This is a genomic window from Antrihabitans spumae (assembly GCF_043944905.1).
In the GTDB taxonomy this organism is placed as follows: Bacteria; Actinomycetota; Actinomycetes; order Mycobacteriales; family Mycobacteriaceae; genus Antrihabitans; species Antrihabitans spumae.
The window spans coordinates 33,186-51,241 of the sequence record NZ_JBIMSN010000154.1; the positions used below are offsets into that span (position 1 = coordinate 33,186).

The 18,056-nt window shown below is 64.5% G+C and carries 13 protein-coding genes and 1 riboswitch; of the genes, 3 read left to right on the forward strand and 10 right to left on the reverse strand.

The genetic code is table 11. From position 1 onward, the window contains the following. Positions 1-6: 6 nt before the first annotated feature. Both ACHIRB_RS28930 and gcvP read left to right on the forward strand, forming a co-directional pair. Positions 7-573, forward strand: coding sequence for a MerR family transcriptional regulator (locus tag ACHIRB_RS28930; RefSeq protein ID WP_395127817.1), 567 nt, complete (start codon positions 7-9; stop codon positions 571-573). A gap of 13 nt (positions 574-586) precedes the next feature. Next, positions 587-689, forward strand: a riboswitch (glycine riboswitch). A 134-nt stretch (positions 690-823) separates the two neighbouring features. Then, positions 824-3,619: an aminomethyl-transferring glycine dehydrogenase gene (gene gcvP / locus ACHIRB_RS28935; RefSeq protein WP_395115526.1), complete on the forward strand. Its 2,796-nt coding sequence runs from the start codon at positions 824-826 to the stop codon at positions 3,617-3,619. 6 nt (positions 3,620-3,625) lie between these two features. Here gcvP and ACHIRB_RS28940 read toward each other — a convergent pair whose 3' ends face one another. The 8 genes from ACHIRB_RS28940 to ACHIRB_RS28975 all read right to left on the reverse strand — a co-directional run bounded on the left by ACHIRB_RS28940 (position 3,626) and on the right by ACHIRB_RS28975 (position 14,210). Next, positions 3,626-5,317, reverse strand: coding sequence for a VWA domain-containing protein (locus tag ACHIRB_RS28940; protein WP_395124399.1), 1,692 nt, complete (start codon positions 5,315-5,317; stop codon positions 3,626-3,628). Between the two features lie 142 nt (positions 5,318-5,459). Next, positions 5,460-7,634 (reverse strand): malate synthase G, encoded by a 2,175-nt coding sequence (locus ACHIRB_RS28945; protein WP_395115528.1) that lies wholly within the window; start codon positions 7,632-7,634, stop codon positions 5,460-5,462. Between the two features lie 181 nt (positions 7,635-7,815). Then, on the reverse strand, positions 7,816-8,673 hold the full coding sequence (locus ACHIRB_RS28950) for a 3-methyladenine DNA glycosylase (RefSeq protein ID WP_395124400.1): 858 nt from the start codon (positions 8,671-8,673) through the stop codon (positions 7,816-7,818). A gap of 3 nt (positions 8,674-8,676) precedes the next feature. After that, positions 8,677-9,762, reverse strand: a complete 1,086-nt coding sequence (locus tag ACHIRB_RS28955) for a hemolysin family protein (protein ID WP_395115530.1) — start codon at positions 9,760-9,762, stop codon at positions 8,677-8,679. Further along, positions 9,755-11,125, reverse strand: coding sequence for a hemolysin family protein (locus ACHIRB_RS28960; RefSeq protein WP_395124401.1), 1,371 nt, complete (start codon positions 11,123-11,125; stop codon positions 9,755-9,757). Before ACHIRB_RS28960 ends, ACHIRB_RS28955 begins: the two co-directional genes overlap by 8 nt. 246 nt (positions 11,126-11,371) lie before the next feature. Then, the gene (locus tag ACHIRB_RS28965) at positions 11,372-12,808 is read right to left on the reverse strand and encodes a GuaB1 family IMP dehydrogenase-related protein (RefSeq protein ID WP_395115532.1); all 1,437 of its coding nucleotides are present in this window, start codon (positions 12,806-12,808) and stop codon (positions 11,372-11,374) included. A gap of 50 nt (positions 12,809-12,858) precedes the next feature. Continuing rightward, positions 12,859-13,881 (reverse strand): alpha/beta hydrolase, encoded by a 1,023-nt coding sequence (locus ACHIRB_RS28970; RefSeq protein WP_395115533.1) that lies wholly within the window; start codon positions 13,879-13,881, stop codon positions 12,859-12,861. 95 nt (positions 13,882-13,976) lie between these two features. Then, the gene (locus ACHIRB_RS28975; protein WP_395115534.1) at positions 13,977-14,210 is read right to left on the reverse strand and encodes a hypothetical protein; all 234 of its coding nucleotides are present in this window, start codon (positions 14,208-14,210) and stop codon (positions 13,977-13,979) included. Between the two features lie 266 nt (positions 14,211-14,476). On the opposite strand from ACHIRB_RS28975, the gene ACHIRB_RS28980 reads away from it, so the two are divergent. Beyond that, positions 14,477-15,901, forward strand: a complete 1,425-nt coding sequence (locus tag ACHIRB_RS28980; RefSeq protein ID WP_395115535.1) for a hypothetical protein — start codon at positions 14,477-14,479, stop codon at positions 15,899-15,901. Here the strand turns inward: ACHIRB_RS28980 and ACHIRB_RS28985 are convergent. Continuing rightward, positions 15,898-16,770, reverse strand: a complete 873-nt coding sequence (locus ACHIRB_RS28985; protein WP_395115536.1) for a DMT family transporter — start codon at positions 16,768-16,770, stop codon at positions 15,898-15,900. The genes ACHIRB_RS28980 and ACHIRB_RS28985 overlap by 4 nt on opposite strands. 4 nt (positions 16,771-16,774) lie before the next feature. After that, positions 16,775-18,055: a DEAD/DEAH box helicase gene (locus tag ACHIRB_RS28990; RefSeq protein WP_395115537.1), complete on the reverse strand. Its 1,281-nt coding sequence runs from the start codon at positions 18,053-18,055 to the stop codon at positions 16,775-16,777. Position 18,056 lies beyond the last annotated feature (1 nt).

The following is an 18,056-nucleotide window of genomic DNA, read 5'->3' on the forward strand; positions in this document are numbered from 1 at the left end:
GTGTCAGTGGGAGATCACCTGAAGGGGCAGGACATACAACCCGGCCTTTTCCCCGACGACTCCGTACTGGACGATCTGGTCGGGTATCGGGTTCCGAGCGCGTGCCAGATCGCGGGAATCACCTATCGCCAGCTCGACTACTGGGCTCGGACCTCGCTGGTCGTGCCGTCCATTCGGGGCGCCGCTGGTTCGGGAAGTCAGCGCTTGTACTCGTTCAAGGACATCCTTGTTCTCAAGATCGTCAAGCGTCTGCTCGACACCGGAATCTCCTTGCAGAACATTCGCGTCGCCGTCGATCACCTTCGCGACCGCGGTGTGCACGACCTCGCGAAGATCACGCTGTTCTCCGACGGCACTACCGTGTACGAGTGCACCTCGGCAGAGGAGGTCGTCGACCTGCTGCAGGGCGGCCAGGGTGTGTTCGGAATCGCAGTCAGCGGCGCGATGCGTGAGCTGACCGGCACGATCGCCAACTTCCCGGCAGAGCGTGCCGACGGCGGCGAAGCCGAAGTTCGGCCCGAGGACGAACTCGCGTACCGACGCAAGAACAGGGTCAGTCGCAAAACCGGTTAAGATGAACCCACGTCATCGCCGCGCGGGAGAGTGTCGGTTATCGAGCCAGGTAACCGAACGCCGAAGGAGCAGCACCTCCCCGTCAATCTCTCAGGCAACCGGACCGCGCGGGCTTAGACGTCTCTGGAAAGCGGTGGGAAACCACCCGCCCACGGGGAAAGGCTTACGCCGCCTGCGCGGTGTGTGAGCTGAATCTCTCAGGCGCCACGACAGAGGGGGAGGGCTAACACCCCTCTACCCTGGAGTAGTCGTGACACGTTCTTTCGTCGACCGTCATATCGGCCCTGACACAGCAGATCTCGCGCGCATGCTCGACGTGATCGGCGTCGCCACACTCGACGAAATCGCGGAGAAGGCAGTTCCCGCAAGCATCTTGGACAGTTCCGGGCTGGATGTACTCCCACCGGCGCTGTCCGAGCACGAGACGCTTGCCGAGCTGGCGAAACTCGCAGCGACGACAACGGTCGCCACGTCGATGATCGGGCTCGGCTACTACGACACGCTCACGCCACCCGTTCTGGTCCGCGGCATACTCGAAAACCCGGCCTGGTACACCGCCTATACGCCGTACCAGCCCGAAATCAGTCAGGGCCGCCTCGAAGCCCTCCTCAACTTTCAGACCATGGTCTCCGACCTGACGGCGATGGACGTCGCCAACTCCTCGATGCTCGACGAGGCAACAGCTGCCGCAGAAGCGATGACGCTGCTGCGCCGGGCGAGCAAGTCGAAGTCCCCGCGCTTCGTCGTCGATGCAGACCTCTTCCCGCAGACGCTCGCCGTCATCGAGACCCGCGCCGAGCCGCTCGGAATCGAAGTGGTCTCGGCTGATCTGACGCAAGGACTGCCAGACGGCGAATTCTTCGGTGTCGCAGCGCAGTTGCCCGGTGCGTCGGGTCGGGTCGTCGACTGGACCGACATGATCGCCGCAGCGCACGGGCGTGGTGCGCTCGTCGCGATCGGCGCCGATCTGCTTGCGCTGACGTTGATCACCCCACCCGGTGAAATCGGGGCCGACGCCTGCTTCGGTACGACGCAGCGTTTCGGCGTTCCGATGGGCTTCGGTGGACCGCATGCCGGCTACCTCGCGGTCCACTCCAAGCTGGCGCGACAGTTGCCGGGACGACTCGTCGGAGTGTCCGTCGACGCAGACGGTGACCTCGCATATCGCCTCGCGCTGCAGACTCGTGAGCAGCACATTCGTCGTGAAAAGGCGACGTCCAACATCTGTACCGCGCAGGTACTCCTCGCGATCCTCGCCGCCATGTACGCCAGTTACCACGGCGCCGACGGATTGAAGGGGATTGCGGAACGGGTGCACGGGCATGCCGAGCGGCTGGCCGCTGCGCTGGGGTCCGCGCTGGTTCACGATCGGTTCTTCGACACCGTTCTGGCAAAGGTGCCAGGCCGGGCCGAAGGTGTTGTCGCGTCTGCTCGCGCCGCCGGGATCAATCTGCGTCTGATCGATTCGGATCACGTGAGCATTGCCGGCGACGAAGCGACGACCGACGCACACATCGACGCCGTACTTGCTGCGCTCGACATCACTGCGCAGGAGCCGGTTCGGGTCGACATCGCCGACCGCACCTCCGAGTACCTCACGCACCCCGCGTTCACCCGGCATCGCACGGAGACCGCGATGCTGCGCTACCTGCGCGCGTTGTCCGACAAAGATATTGCATTGGACCGCAGCATGATTCCGCTCGGATCGTGCACGATGAAACTGAACGCCACGGCGGAGATGGAAGCGATCACCTGGCCGGAGTTCTCCAAACTGCATCCGTTTGCGCCGGTGGAGGATGCTGCCGCAATTCTTAGTGTGATCAAAGATCTCGAGGGTTGGCTGGCTGCGATCACCGGTTACGACGCGGTGAGCCTGCAGCCGAACGCGGGTAGCCAGGGCGAATACGCTGGGCTGCTTGCGATTCGGCAGTACCACCTCAGTCGCGGCGACGATCATCGCGACACCTGCCTCATTCCGTCGAGCGCGCACGGCACCAACGCCGCGTCCGCTGTGATGGCTGGGCTTCGGGTCGAAGTGGTCGCCTGTCGACCGAACGGTGACGTCGACCTCGATGATCTGAAAGCCAAGATCGATGATCACGCCGAACGCTTGGCGGCGATCATGATCACCTACCCGTCCACACACGGTGTCTACGAGCACGAGATCAGCGAGTTGTGCGCAGCGGTGCACGACGCGGGCGGTCAGGTCTACGTCGATGGTGCCAATCTCAATGCCCTTGTCGGACTTGCCCGTCCGGGTAAATTCGGCGGCGACGTCAGCCACCTCAACCTGCACAAGACCTTCTGCATCCCACACGGTGGTGGCGGACCGGGCGTCGGCCCGGTCGGCGTGCGCGCACACTTGGCCGAGTTCCTGCCGGGACACCCTCTCGCGCCCGAGTTGGGTAGCGGCTCAGCCGTTTCTGCGGCACCGTACGGCAGCGCCTCTATTCTGCCGATCACGTGGGCGTACATCCGCATGATGGGTGCGGCAGGTCTGCGGCAGGCGTCGCTGACGGCCATCGCGTCCGCCAACTACATCGCGCGGCGCCTCGACGAGCATTTCCCCGTGCTCTACACCGGTGTCAACGGCATGGTCGCGCACGAATGCATCCTCGATCTGCGCGAGATCACCAAGCGCACCGGCGTGACAGTCGACGACGTCGCAAAGCGATTGGCGGACTACGGCTTCCACGCGCCGACGATGAGCTTCCCTGTCGCAGGAACGCTGATGGTCGAGCCGACCGAAAGCGAGAACCTCGACGAGATCGACGAATTCTGCGAAGCGATGATCGCGATTCGCGGCGAGATCGACAAGGTCGGCGCAGGGGATTGGCCCGTCGAAGACAACCCACTGCGCGGCGCACCCCACACCGCCGAATGCCTGGTCGCGGAATGGAACCACCCGTACTCGCGCGAAATCGCCGTCTACCCGCGTGGCAAGGCGCGGCCTAAGGTCTGGCCATCCGTGCGTCGTATCGATGGCGCACACGGTGACCGAAACCTCGTGTGCTCGTGCCCGCCGATCGAAGCGTTCAGCAGCTAGTCGCCGTCAGTTGCCGAGGACCGTCGTCAATGTCGGTCCGAGGTCGGCCGGCGGTATCCGTGTGAACGATCCGCCGGTTCGGTCGGTGAGGGATTGCAGTGTCTGGCCTGCCGATCCGTCGCCGAGCACGACGACGTCGACCCGGATCGGCCTCGCTGGATCGGTGGCGGCCGCGATGGCGTCGAGCAACTGCTGCCCGGTCAGCGCAGAGTCGTCCTCCGGACCGTCCGTGATAAGCACGATCGAATTGGTGCGGCCGGGCACATAGCCTGCGACTGCAGCAGTGTAGGCATCGACCAGGGTCGGGTAGGCCTGGTCCGTCGCCGATGTCGACGCTCGAACATCGTTCAGCGCGGTATCGACGACCTTCTTGCGCTCGGGGACGAGCGGTTCGGTTCGTGCGTCGATCTTGTATGGCTTGTTCACGTCGAGGTCTCTGCTGTAAGTCCAGATACCGAAGCTGGACTGCTCCGAAGCAGCGGCGACGTAGCTCTTCAGTGTGTCGACAACGGACTGCAAACGCGTGCTCATGGACGTCGAAACATCCAGCAGGGCAGTGGTAGTGGTGCCGAGCATCGGATTGGCTACGAGTTCGGCAACGCGATCGAGTACCTGCGCCGGTGCAGGCTGCAGCGATTGCTCGACATCGCCGACCTGAAAGCCGGCTTCCTGTAGAACCTTCATCTGCTCCCACTGAACGAGGTAGTCGACGAACATCGTAGCGGCGAGGTTTTGCGTCTCGTCGACCCACGGACCGGACAGCAATGTTGCCGGGAAATCTACGACGACAGTCGAACCCGACGGCGCGTACCCGGTCAGCACATCGTTGCTCAGCGTCGCGAGCCGCTGTTCGGTGGTCGCGACGGCGTGCGCCGGTGCGATCGCCGCATCGGGCGGTGCGAGGATAGCGGCAAAGGCGTCGGCCGCGGTCGGAATCTTTGGGGCTGCACCGGCGAGTGCCGAGATTGCACCCACAGCTTGGCCGGCGCGCACCGGGTCTTCGCTGAGTGGGCCGAAGCGTGAACCCGCCGCGGCGGCGCCGACTGCTTCTGCGGCAATGAGGGTCGAATCGGAGTCGGGTGCGGTCGGCATCGCCATCCGCAAGCTGCCCCAGGTCGGCAGTCCAAGCGCGGCAAGCGAATTCGGATCCGTCTGCACTCGCGGCAGATCCTGCCAGCCGATGTTGCCCGATCGCAGTGCAATAGCGAGTGCGGTCGGCATCGCAAGGACCACTTGGCTGAACGCAATGGATCTCGGATCGCCGTCGACTATGTTCGCCGGAATCTGACTGACCGCACGCGTCGATTGCGGAATCCACAGCGCGGGTTGCGGTCCGAGTGCCGCAGCGTCCCATGGAGCGGTAGCGGCAAGGGATGTCTGGACAGCTTGGGTCGGTCGACTGTTGACCGCGACGCTGACGCAATGGTCACGAACGACAGGCTCGGTCGCGTTGTAGCGGTCGGCGAGGACCTTGATCTGTGCCGCGAGGTCGGGATCCGCGGTGACGTCGAGCGTCGTGTTTCCCTCGACGCAGGACTCCGCGGCCGCATTGTTGCGATCGTCGATCGCGTCGCGCAGTTTGAACCAGCCGACGACCAGCGCGATGACAACGACGATCGCGACCACGGCGATGATCGGGCCCTTGCTGATGCCACGCCGCTGATTGTCGCCGCGGTGGCTACCTGTGTCTTCGGTCATGCCCACGACGTCGTTCGGTAGCGGCCGGTCAGGGAGTACTCCTCGAGTCCATGGTGCACGCTCGTCAGGATATGCGCTTCGCGCTCGTGCGCGGTTGAAGGGTCTGTAGACCCGTCAACCGCGCACGAGCGCCTGGCCGCCTCTAGGCGTTCGCTGCTTTGTATTCTCTGCGGCGGCGATGCAGGATCGGCTCCGTGTAGCCGTTCGGCTGTTTGGTGCCTTCCAGGATGAGTTCCTTCGCGGCCTGGAACGCGATGTTCGTGTCGAAGTCCGGAGCCAGGGGGCGATAGGTCGGATCGCTCGCGTTCTGCCTGTCGACGACCGGCGCCATCCGCTCGAGGCTGGCAACGACGTCGTCTTCGGACACGATGCCGTGCCGCAACCAGTTGGCGACCAGCTGGCTGGAGATGCGCAGGGTCGCGCGGTCCTCCATCAGTGCGACGTCGTTGATGTCGGGCACCTTCGAGCAGCCGACGCCGTGATCGATCCAGCGCACCACGTAACCGAGGATCGACTGCGAGTTGTTGTCGAGTTCGTTCTGCTTGTCCTCGTCCGACCAATTGGTATCGGCCGCAAGAGGAATCGTCAGGATGTCGTCGACGCTCGCGCGCCTCGACTTGGCGATCTCGTCCTGCCGGTCGAAGACGTTGACCTTGTGGTAGTGCAGCGCGTGCAGGGTCGCAGCTGTCGGGGAGGGCACCCAAGCTGTGTTCGCGCCCGCCATCGGGTGTGCGATCTTCTGCTCGAGCATGTCGGCCATGAGATCCGGCATCGCCCACATACCCTTGCCGATCTGGGCCTTGCCTTCCAATCCGTCGGCCAGGCCGGTGTCGACGTTGAAGTCCTCGTAGGAGGAGATCCACTTCTGCTTCTTCATGTCTGCCTTGCGCACGACGGCGCCGGCTTCCATCGACGTGTGGATCTCGTCGCCGGTGCGGTCGAGGAAGCCCGTGTTGATGAACACAACGCGCTCTTCGGCGGCCTCGATGCATGCCGACAGGTTGACCGTCGTACGACGTTCCTCGTCCATGATGCCGACCTTGAGGGTGTTCTTCGGAAGTCCGAGAACCTCTTCGACGCGGCCGAACAGTTCGTTCGTGAACGCGACCTCTTCGGGTCCGTGCATCTTGGGCTTCACGATGTAGAGCGAGCCGGTGCGGCTGTTCTTCAGCTTGGTGTCCCCATTGAGACTGTGGACCCCGAGAAGCGAGGTGAACAGCCCGTCGAGGATGCCTTCCGGCACCTCGTTGCCCTCGGAGTCGAGAATGGCGTCGCTTGTCATCAGGTGACCGACGTTGCGGACGAACAGCAACGAACGGCCGTGCAGCACAAGCTCTCCGCCCGCAATGGCGGTGTAGACCCGGTCGGGATTCATCACGCGGGTGAAGGTCTTGTCGCCCTTGACGACCTCTTCGGACAGATCGCCCTTCATCAGCCCGAGCCAGTTGCGGTAGCCGACCACCTTGTCGTCGGCGTCGACGGCTGCGACGGAATCTTCGAAGTCCATGATCGTGGTGACCGCAGATTCCAGCACGAGGTCCTTGATACCCGCGGGATCGGTCTGGCCGATCGGCGACTCTGGATCGATCTGGATCTCGATGTGAAGACCGTTGTGCTTCAACAAGATCGACGTCGGGGACACCGGACTGCCCAGGTAACCGACGAGTGCGGACCCGTCCTTGAGTCCGGTGATGCTGCCGTCGTCGAGTGTGACGAGCAACTTGCCGTCGGAAATCGTGTACGACGTCGACCCGACATGTGAGCCCGACACCAGCGGCGCCGATTCGTCGAGGAAGTCGCGAGCGAAGGCGATGACCTTGTTGCCGCGAATCTTGTTGTAACCCTTGCCTTTTTCCGCACCGTCGGATTCGGAGATGGCATCGGTACCGTAGAGCGCGTCGTAGAGCGATCCCCAGCGCGCGTTGGCGGCGTTGATCGCGAACCGTGCGTTGAGAACCGGGACGACGAGTTGCGGTCCGGCGGTCTTGGTGATCTCGTCGTCGACGTTGGACGTGCTGATCTTGAATGCGGCGGGCTCGGGCAGGAGATAGCCGATTTCCTGCAGGAACGCCTTGTAGGCGGCGCGGTCGTAGCCGGTTCCGGGGTGTTCGCTGTGCCAGGCATCGAGCTTGCCCTGGATCTCGTCACGCTTCGCGAGCAGTTCACGGTTGCGGGGTGCGAGGTCGTCGATAAGCCGCTCTGCGCCGGTCCAGAAGGCGTCGGGATCGATTCCGGTCCCGGGGATGGCCTCGCTCGTAACGAAGTCGTGCAGGACCTTTGCGACCTGTAGACCACCGACCTGAACGCGCTCAGTCATGAACTGCCTCACTCTTTGCTGGTTTCGGGACCCCTGATGTTACCTGGCGGTATCTGGCATCAAGTCAACCCCGATACCCCCTCGTGGTATTCCGGCTATTGGATGCAATGACGCTCAGCGCCCATTCGTGACCTTTTGGGACGGGATCCCGTCCCAAAACTCGGTCAGTGGGCGCTGAGCGTCACACCCACTCGCGTATCCGGGCCAGCAGGCGCGCGCGCACCTCGACCGACCGCTCGGCCAGGGCGGCTTGCCCTCGAACGTATTCCGCTCGGCCTGCGGCGGTTTCTATCGGCACCGGTGCGTAGCCATAGGACGACAGGTCGTACGGACTTGCCCGCATGTCGAGTTCGCGTGCAGCGAGGGCGAGTTCGAAACAATCGAGCTCGAGATCGGAGTCGAGCAGCGGCGACAACTTGTAACACCACTTGTAGAGATCCATCGATGCGTGCAGGCAACCGGGCTGTTCGCGTTCGATCTGGTGGCTGCGGGTGAGCGGCTCGACGTTGCGGGGCTCGGCGGCGGGCGTGAAGAAGCGAAACGCGTCGTAGTGGGTGCACCGCAGGTTCATCGACTCGACCACGGCATCCGTACCTTCGTGGCCAAGCCGTAGCGAAACACTGTGCCGCAACGCCTCCGGTCCACCGCGATAGACCATCGCCCACTCGTGCAGCCCGAAGCAGCCGAGGTTTGCGGATCGGGCCGCCGTCGCAGACAACAATGCTGCGACGAACTCGACCGTCGAACGTCGCTTCTCGAGGTACGCGTGATCGGCGGTCGCGCCCGCTGCGGTCGGTCGATACCCCTTCAGGGTCGAGTACTCGAGCGCCGACGGACCGCACAGCTCGACGCCGAAACCCGGATGCCAGCGCCGCAACTGCGCAGGACGTTGTGGGTAGTAGGTGAACAGGAAGTCGACGACAGGATCGGATCGGCGACCGCCACCGGATACAGCGTCAGGACCGTCGATCAACGCCGCGACCCGAGCGGCGTGCCGATCACGACGTGTCGTCCAGTCTTCCTCGGTCAGTGCCTCCATCGGCTACGTCTGGCGCCCCGGAACGACATCGGTGATCTTGTGTGTGCTGTCGCGGACCGTGCCGACGAACTCTTCGACAAGATCCTCCAGCGCAACGATTCCCACCGTGTTCCCGTGCAGGTCGACGGCCCGACCGAGATGGCTGCTGGCGCGCCTCAGTCTGCCGAGCGCCTCGTAGAGCGGCGTGGTGACGGTGACGGTCGGCAGCGCGCGAATCCCGGTCCGAGGAATGATCGTGTCTGGACCGACCCTGTCGTCCATGATCTCGTCGAGCACGTCCTTGAGATGGATGTAGCCGGCGAGCGAACCGTCGTTGGCTCGCACCGGATAACGCGAGTAGCCGGTCTCGATGACAGCCTGCTCGACGAGGCCGAGCTTCGTTCCACCACCGATCAACGGCACACAGCGCGCCTTGTCGAGCGGTATGACGACGTCGGCGACCGTGCGGTCCGCGGTTTCCAACGCCTGCGTGAGTCTGCGGTGTTCCTCGGCGTCGAGGAGGCCCTCGGACCGCGATTCGCCGATGACTTCGGCGAGTTCGATCGCGGAGACGGTGGCGTCCAGCTCGTCCTTCGGCTCGATTCGCAGCATCTTCAATGTCAGGTTCGCAAAGAAGTTGTACGACGCGATGAGTGGTCGGGCGATCCGCAGCCACGCCAGATGCACCGGAACCAGCAGCAATGCGGTCCGTTCCGGGCCTGCGATCGCAATGTTCTTCGGGACCATTTCGCCGAGCAGGATGTGCAGGACGACGACAAGCGAGAGCGCGAGCGTGAACGCGATCGGGTGTAGTAGACCCGGCGGCACGTTGACCGCGGCCAGCGGAACTTCGATCAGGTGCGCAATCGCAGGCTCGGCAACGCGACCGAGCAGAATCGAGCAGATCGTGATGCCGAGCTGTGCGGCAGCCAACATCAACGACAGGTTCTCACCCGCTTTGATGACTGTTTTGGCGCCGCGTTTGCCCTGCGCCACAAGGGCTTCCAAGCGGTCTCGGCGTGCGGAGATCAGGGCAAATTCGGCACCGACGAAAAAGGCGTTGCCGAGCAGCAAGAGTACGGTGAGGCTGACGCCTATGTAGTCATTCATCGTGGCTCCGCTTCGACGCCAGGACCTCGACCGGTACCGGTGTCAACAACACTCGGTCGATACGGCGGCCGTCCATCCGCTCGACGCGAGCGATCCACCCGCCGTGGTCGGGGTCGTATTCGTCGATACCGTGCAACGGTAAGACCGCTTCGTCGCCCGCCGTCGGAATTCGTCCGAGTTCAGTGAGTACGAGTCCGGCCAACGTGTCGTATTCCCCTTCAGGTGCTCGGTATCCCGTCGCGCTGGAGATCTCGTCGATACGCAGCAACCCGGAGCAACTCCAGCTGGCGCCGACTCGTTTGACGTCGAGGTCGGATTGATCGTGTTCGTCACGAACGTCGCCGAGGATTTCCTCGATCAGGTCCTCGAGGGTGACAACGCCTGCGGTGCCGCCGTATTCGTCGACGACAAGCGCGACCTGCATGCCGTCCGCTCGAACCCGCTCGAGAACTTCGTCGCCGTCGAGGCTGGACGGCACGATCGGGACGGTGCGCGCGATAGTCGAAAGCTGAGTCTTCTTTCGCCGTGCGGCAGGAATGGTGAACGCCTGCTTGAAGTGCACGAAGCCGATCGTGTTGTCCAGATCGCCGTCGACGATCGGGAATCGCGAGAAGCCTGTGCGCGATGCGGCCGCGATGAGATCCGCGACGGTCGCCGTGGTGTCGAGGGTTTCGATCTTGACCCGCGGCGTCATCAGTTCCTCAGCGCTACGTTCGCCGAACTGCAGCGATCGGTCGACCAGCAGGGCCGTGCGTTGATCGAGCGCGCCGCGCTGCGCCGACGTGCGAACAAGCGATCCGAGTTCCTGCGGCGAGCGCGCCGATCGCAACTCCTCGGCAGGTTCGATACCGAGTCGGCGGACGATCCAGTTGGCCGCGCCGTTGAGTCCGTTGATCGCCCATTTGAAGATTGTGGAAAACGCGGCGTGTGGACCCGCTGTGTACCGGGCAGTGGGCAGCGGACGCGAGATCGCGATGTTCTTCGGAACGAGTTCCCCGTAGACCATCGACAGCGAGGTCGCAAGAATCAGCGCCAAGGCGAGGGATATGCCGGACGCCGCGACGTCGGGAAGGCCGACGCGTGAGAGCAGCGGCGTTATGAGGCGAGCGAGCACGGGCTCGGCGATATAGCCCGTGATCAACGTTGTGATCGTGATGCCGAGTTGCGCTCCGGACAGCTGGAACGAGAGGGTTCGATGAGCCTTCTGCACCTGCCTGGCACGGCGGTCACCGTCGCGGGCGTGCGAATCGACGGTGCTACGTTCCAGCGCAGTGAGCGAGAACTCGGCTGCGACGAAGAGCGCTGTTCCGGCTGTCAACGCGACAAAGCCGAGCAAGCTCAGGATGGTGATTGCAATGGCCATCGGCTATCGCCGCCGTCGGACATCGAGTGAACAGGGGGCGCCGGGTTTCTCTCCCGGCTCGGTAGAGGACCCCTCCGAAGTAGAACTCTCGGAAGCCGACTCACCTGATGTGGAATCCGCGCTGCGCTCGCCCGTTACGGGTGTGGCGCTGCTGCATTCGGGTGCCTCAGGCACCTGGTTCCTTTCGTTCGACCAACTCGAGTGCACCATCCTACCGGGCTGTGCGCGTGTGGACGTAACTGTGGGTTACCAGCCCGACGGCAACGGCCGCCCTTCGGCGAAGCCTGCGGGTGATTGCACTCCGAGAACGGCTTTGTCGTGTAGTTCACCCAGCGTGCGGGCCCCCGCGTAGGTACAGGTGCTGCGAACGCCTGCGCAGATGTGGTCGATGAGATCTTCGACACCAGGGCGTTCCGGGTCGAGTCGCATACTCGAACTGGAGATCCCTTCCTCGAACAAACCCTTGCGTGCGCGATCGAAACCGCTGTCGGTTGCCGTGCGTGCGGCGACCGCTCGTTTGGACGCCATGCCGAAGCTTTCCTTGTACGCGTTGCCCGCGCGGTCGATGCGGAGGTCGCCGGGCGATTCGTAGGTACCTGCGAACCACGAGCCGATCATGACGTTGGCGGCGCCGGCCGCAATTGCCAACGCGACGTCGCGGGGGTGGCGAACACCGCCGTCGGCCCAGACGTGGACGCCGAGTTCGTCTGCAGCCGCGGCACATTCGGATACCGCCGAGAATTGCGGACGACCGACGCCTGTCATCATCCTGGTCGTACACATTGCGCCAGGACCGACGCCGACCTTGATGATGTCGGCGCCTGCCTCGGCGAGGTCTCGTGTGCCAGAGGCGGATACGACGTTGCCTGCGACGAGCGGTACGCCGAGATCGAGCTTTCGCACCGCACGCAAGGTTTCCAGCATCTTGTTCTGATGTCCGTGCGCAGTGTCGATCACAAGCAGATCCGCACCGGCGTCGACGAGTGCCTCCGCCTTGGCCGCGACGTCGCCGTTGATCCCGACCGCCGCGGCGATCCGAAGCTTGCCGTCCGCATCGACCGCAGGTCGGTAGATCCCGGCACGGACCGCGCCAGTGCGGGTGAGCACACCTGCGAGCGTCCCGTCGGGATGGGTGAGGACGGCGACGCCGAGATGTTTGGACTCGAGCAGTTCGAACACCTCACGCGGCGACGTCGAGACGGGCACGGACACGAAATCCGTTGCAGCGACGGACCGTAGGCGAGCGAACCGATCGACGTCCGTACATGCCGCTTCGGTGACGACGCCGGTCGGTCTACCGTCGACGACGACGATCGCCGCACCGTGTGCGCGCTTGTGCAACAACGCGACAGCATCGGAAACCGAATCGTCGGGTCCGAGCACGACCGGTGTGTCCGCGACCAGGTGCCTGCTCTTGACGAAGGCAACGGTCGACGCGACCGCCGCCGTCGGCAGATCCTGGGGGAGTACGACCAGACCGCCTCGGCGAGCGACTGTTTCGGCCATCCGCTTGCCCGCGACCGCCGTCATGTTTGCGACGACGATCGGGATCGTCGTACCCGAACCGTCGGCGGAGGAGAGGTCGACGTCGAAGCGCGACGTGACGTCCGTCTGGTTCGGGACGAGGAAGACGTCGTCGTACGTCAGGTCGTATGGCGGCGTGTGGCCTGGTAGGAACTGCACGTTTGGATGCTACGCGGGACCAGGTGATCGTGAGGGGTCGGCGAGTTCGGTCAGAGCCCGATAGCAGTTGCGAAGCCCGGCCACGAATTGTGTAGATCGTCTTCCCAGTAGCCCCACGAATGAGTGCCGGTCGGGCGGAAGTCGAAGGTCGCTGGAATCTGGAGTTCGCCGAGGCGCATGGCGAGATGCTGTGTGCAGCCGAAGGTCGCTGCCTCGATGATGCCGCCGGTCACCGCCTGGTTGGCAAGCATCATGGGGTTGTCCTTCAACCGTTCGTTCTCCAGAGTCTCGTGGATGCCGGGGAGTCCGGTGCCCGAAGAAATGTAGAGATGCTTGCCACGTAGTTTCTCCGCGTTGACGAATGGGTCGGCTGCGGCCCACGCAGGGTCGTCGCCGGGTCCCCACATGTTTGCGGTGTTCGCTCGCCCACGTCCCTCGACGACCAGTCGTACGAATTGACGTCCGATCGGAGTGCTCGTTTCGGCGCAGCCGCTGTAGGCGCCGACCGCCTTGTAGAGGTCGGGCGCGGCTTGCGCGAGAGCGAGGGCGGAGCTGCCTGCCATCGACACACCCGCGATCGCGTTCACCCCGGTCGTACCAAGTGCGGCGTCGACGATCGGAGGCAACTCCTGCGTGAGAAACGTTGTCCACATGGGGCGACCGAGCACGGGGTCCGGCCGCTGCCAGTCGGTGTAGTAGCTGAATGCACCACCGTTGGGAATGACGACGTTGACGTTCTTGTCGGCGAAGAAGCCGTCCAGATCGGTCTGCGAGTCCCAGTTGGCGCCGTCCATGCCGCCGCCAGCGCCGTTCAGGAGATACAGCACGGGCCGCGGTGCACTGGTGTCTGCCGGCTTGATCACCTGCACTTTGATCATGCGGTCCATCGCACCGGAGTACACGTAGAGGTTGAGACGGCGGTCGCTCAGAACTTCGGTCTGTTCGAGCGACGCGGGCTCGGCGCCGGGTTCGGCGGCGGCGGGAGCGGCTGTCGCGAACGCGGTTGCGGCGAGCGCCGACGTGACGATCGTTGCCGCGGTCAGCCGTCGCGCGGACTTACGAAAAGCGAACATGGTTACAGCACCCTCTCCAACAGCGGCGTCGCTCGAAGGTTGTGGTGTGTGCACGTCGTGCGCACACACCCACCTCCGTCGAAATTCGAGACTGGCTAGCTGCTGCCGAGCGGGACGGGCAAGCACAGGGATCCGAGGCACAGCGTGGCAGGCGGGGGCTCGGGCGCCGGCTCGTTTTCGAAGACCATGCATGCGGTCGCGCCTTCTTGCTGGATGCATTTGCCGTTGCCTGCGCTGGCGGCACCTGGTGCGAAAAGGGCGGTGGAGGCTGCGATCGTGACGCCTGCGCCGGCGACGATCAGAGTGCGGACAATACGAGAGCGGTACATGTGAAGCTCCATTCGGTGCAGCGTGAAGGTTCACGCAAGTTGGACGAGCAAATCCCCGACGGACGCGGAACGAAGATTCGCATGACGAAAACTCCCGCGCCACAAAGCGACCGAACCGGTTCCGAATGGTATCCACTCCGTTACCAATGGGGTGGGTGGTGCGGATGTGACTATTGGGGTTCATGTGGTACCTCGAAAGCCGGTGGGGAGACTGTCAAAAGCGGCGCTGCGCAGGGGTTCTCGGCCGATCGCTAGGCTCGGCCGCTGTGTGGTGCACTCGCGTTTTGCTGCCCGTCGTCGCCGTTGCGCTGGTGGCCGGCGTCGGTCCCTCGGCGGCGACGCCGACTTGGGGACCGCTCGCCCCGGCGAACCCCTATCTCGGTCCGATCGGAACGTCGACCATGCACGGCGACGCAGGCTCCTCGGACGCGACGCCGCTCGCTGGGCCCGGCTCCGGACCCGTGACCGTGCAGGCCTTGCCGCTCGGCGCAGCGTGTCCGACGATCCTGCAGGGCTCGGATTCGTTGGTGGTCGCACTCTGCACGTCGATCGTCGGACAGATTCCGACGGTGTACCTGATCGATCCACGCGGGCCGATCCCACTCGCGCAAATTGCGTTGCCGAAGGGCAGCCTGCTCGGAGGTGTGTACGCCTACCTCGACAACGGCGATCGCCTCGTCGTGGTGGACGGCGAACGCAGACTGGTGCGCGTCGCACACCACGCGACGACCGACGGCGGTCGGCAATTGTCGATCGACGAAGCAATCGACTTGACGGGCGCAATACCCAACGGCGACAACGTGACCGGTCTAGCGCCGGACTGGCGGGGCAACGTCTGGTTCGCGACTGGTAGTGGGATCGTCGGAGTCGTCGATGCGACCGGCGTAGCGCGCACGCTCGCCCTGCCTGCCGGTGAACAGGTGAGCAACAGCATCTCGACCTCACCGACCGGCACCGCAGTCGCCACGACGGCCGCACTCTACGAACTGGTTGCCGACGAAACCGGCCGACCACAGGTTCGCTGGCGAGCAGCCTACGACCGCGGCCTCGGTCGCAAACCTGGTCAACTCGGTTGGGGAACCGGTTCGACGCCAACGTATTTCGGTCCGCAGACGGGTTCGGAGTACGTGACGATCGTCGACAACGCCGCGGATGCTGTCGAACTGCTTGTGTTCCGTTCCGGTACGGGTGAACCGGTTTGCGCGGTGCCCGTCCTCGCGCGAGGCGGTCCGGGTAGCGAAAATTCGCCTGTCGGCGTAGGTGGTTCGGTATTCGTCGCCGGTACGTACGGCTATCCGTATCCGACGGTTCCGGAGGGCGCAGGCCCAGCCGTGCCGTCGAGCGCGCCGTTTTCCGGCGGGATGACGCGCGTGGACGTTTCGGCGGCGGGACAGTGTTCCGTCTTGTGGGACAACCGGATTCGCAGTGCCGCGGTGCCGCACCTGTCGATCGCCGACGGACTGCTCTACACCGTCGTCCGCCGATCGCTGCCCGGTGCAGGCGATGTGACGACGCCGCTCGACGGATTCGCCTTCGCCGTCCTCGACCCGAATTCGGGTGCTGTGCTCGCCACAGAGGAATTGCCGGGAACACTGGCGGGGGACACCCTGCAGATGTCGGCGCTCATCAGCGCGGCCGGGGATTACCTGCAGGGCACGGTGACCGGACTGGTTGCCGTGCGTCCCGGCTAGTTCTTCGCGGAGCCGGCGCCTTCGGCCGCGTCCACCTGCGACCGTGACAGTGCAAGCGCTGTCGCCAGCATGACAACGACGGCGAGGATGGTCGCCGCGAGCCCGAGATCGCCGGTGCGCAGCCGTTCGTCGAGGACGGCCATACCGATGAAGATCGCGCCGAGTGGTTCGGCGATGGTGACCGCAGGCAGGGACGCCGAGATCGGACCAACCTGAAATGCCTTCTGCTGCAGAAACACTCCTGCGGCGCCCGCTGCGACGAGCGCGTAGGTCTGCCAGCTGGTCAACACGGCGCCGAGGCCGTCGGAGAAGAGGTCGGTGACGTACTTCGTCACGGCTGCCGCAAGACCGTAGAGCAATCCGCTGGCGGCACCGAGAAGTAGTGCGCGCCAGTGCGCTTCGATGCGCGACAGGCCCGCGACAGTTGCAGCGACGACGACGCCTATCAGGATCGCCAGCGGCAGCACCCAATCGCCGAGCGGTGCGTCCGAGTTGCCTTCTGTCGGATCGCCGACAACGAGAAACACCCCGAGCGCTGCGACAAGTGCACCCGCGAGCAACCAGGTTCGAGCGCTGATTCGCCGGCCGGCGAAGCGCGCGGCAAGCGGCAGCGCGAACACAAGCGAGCAGACCAGGATCGGCTGCACGACCAACACGGACCCGAGCGCGAGGGCAGCCACCTGCATTGCATAACCACCGCCGTCACCGATCAGGCCTGCCCACCAGCGTGGGCTGCGCAGTATCCCCGTGACGAGCGAGGAGCCTTCGGGCACAGCTGCTGCGGCACTTTGTTGCGCGACGGCGGCACAGGCGAAGAGGAGGGCAGCTAGGAGTGCGCACGCGATCGACGCTATGGGGAGTCCGGACACCCGATCAGTGTGCGCCGCGCCTGCGGTGTGAATGTGCGCGACGTGCCGACTTGTTCTCGTGTTTGGGCGTACGAGGCTTCGGGGCAGGCGCAGGGGGAGCAGCGACGGGAACCCGTTTGCCGCTCGGTCGGCGCGCACCGGTGATGGTGATCATCGCGCGGTCGCCGGGGCGGACATCGATTGCGGCGATCTCCACATCGGCCTGACGAGTCATCCGCTCGACTTCCTGGCGTTGATCCTCGGTGACGAGCGTGACGACGACGCCGGCTTCACCGGCACGCGCGGTACGACCAGCTCGGTGCAGGTAGTCCTTCGGATCGATCGGCGGATCGACGTGCACGACCAACGAGATTCCGTCGACATGTATGCCGCGGGCGGCGACGTCGGTCGTGACGAGCACAGGCGTCGTACCGTCGGCGAAACCTGCGAGCGTCCGAGTGCGGTGGTGCTGAGTTTTGCCGCCGTGCATGGCACCGGCCTCGACGCCGACCGCTCGCAGCGCGTCGACGACCCGGTCGACACCGAACTTGGTCCGCACGAACATGATCGTTTTGCCTTGGCGCGAAGCGATCTCGGCGATCACAGCGGGCTTGTCGTGGTGATCGACGTAGAGCAGATGGTGGGTCATCGTCGGAACCTCGACCGCGAGCGCGACCGAATGGCTCACCGGCGACCGCAGGTAACGCTGGACGAGGCCGTCGACGTCGTTGTCGAGCGTCGCCGAAAACAACAGGCGCTGACCATCGCTCGGCGTGCGATCGAGCAAATCGATTACCTGGGGCAGAAAGCCGAGGTCGGCCAGTCGGTCGGCCTCGTCGATGGTGGTGATCGCCACGTCCTCGAGCGATGCAGATCCTTGCGCAACGAGATCGACGAGTCTGCCCGGCGTCGCGACGAGGAGATCGACACCACGCGTGAGACGTTCGACGTTGCGTTTGAGCGGGACACCGCCGACGACACTGGCAACACGGAGACCGAGCGCGATCGCTACGTCGTCGAGTGCACGTTCGATCTGCTGGGCGAGCTCGCGTGTCGGTACGAGCACCAACCCGCGCGGCCGGCCGGGTTTGGTCGGCGCGCCGACAAGGCGGGCGAGCATCGGCAGCCCGAACGCGAGCGTCTTACCGGAACCGGTGGGTGCGCGACCCAGAACATCGTTGCCTGCCAACACATCCGGTATGGCCGCAGCCTGAATCGGGAACGGTGCGAGGAGGTCCTCACGACGCAGGGCCTGCACCAGAAGAGGTGGCAGGCCCAGGTCGGAGAACGTAGCTGATGTGACCATC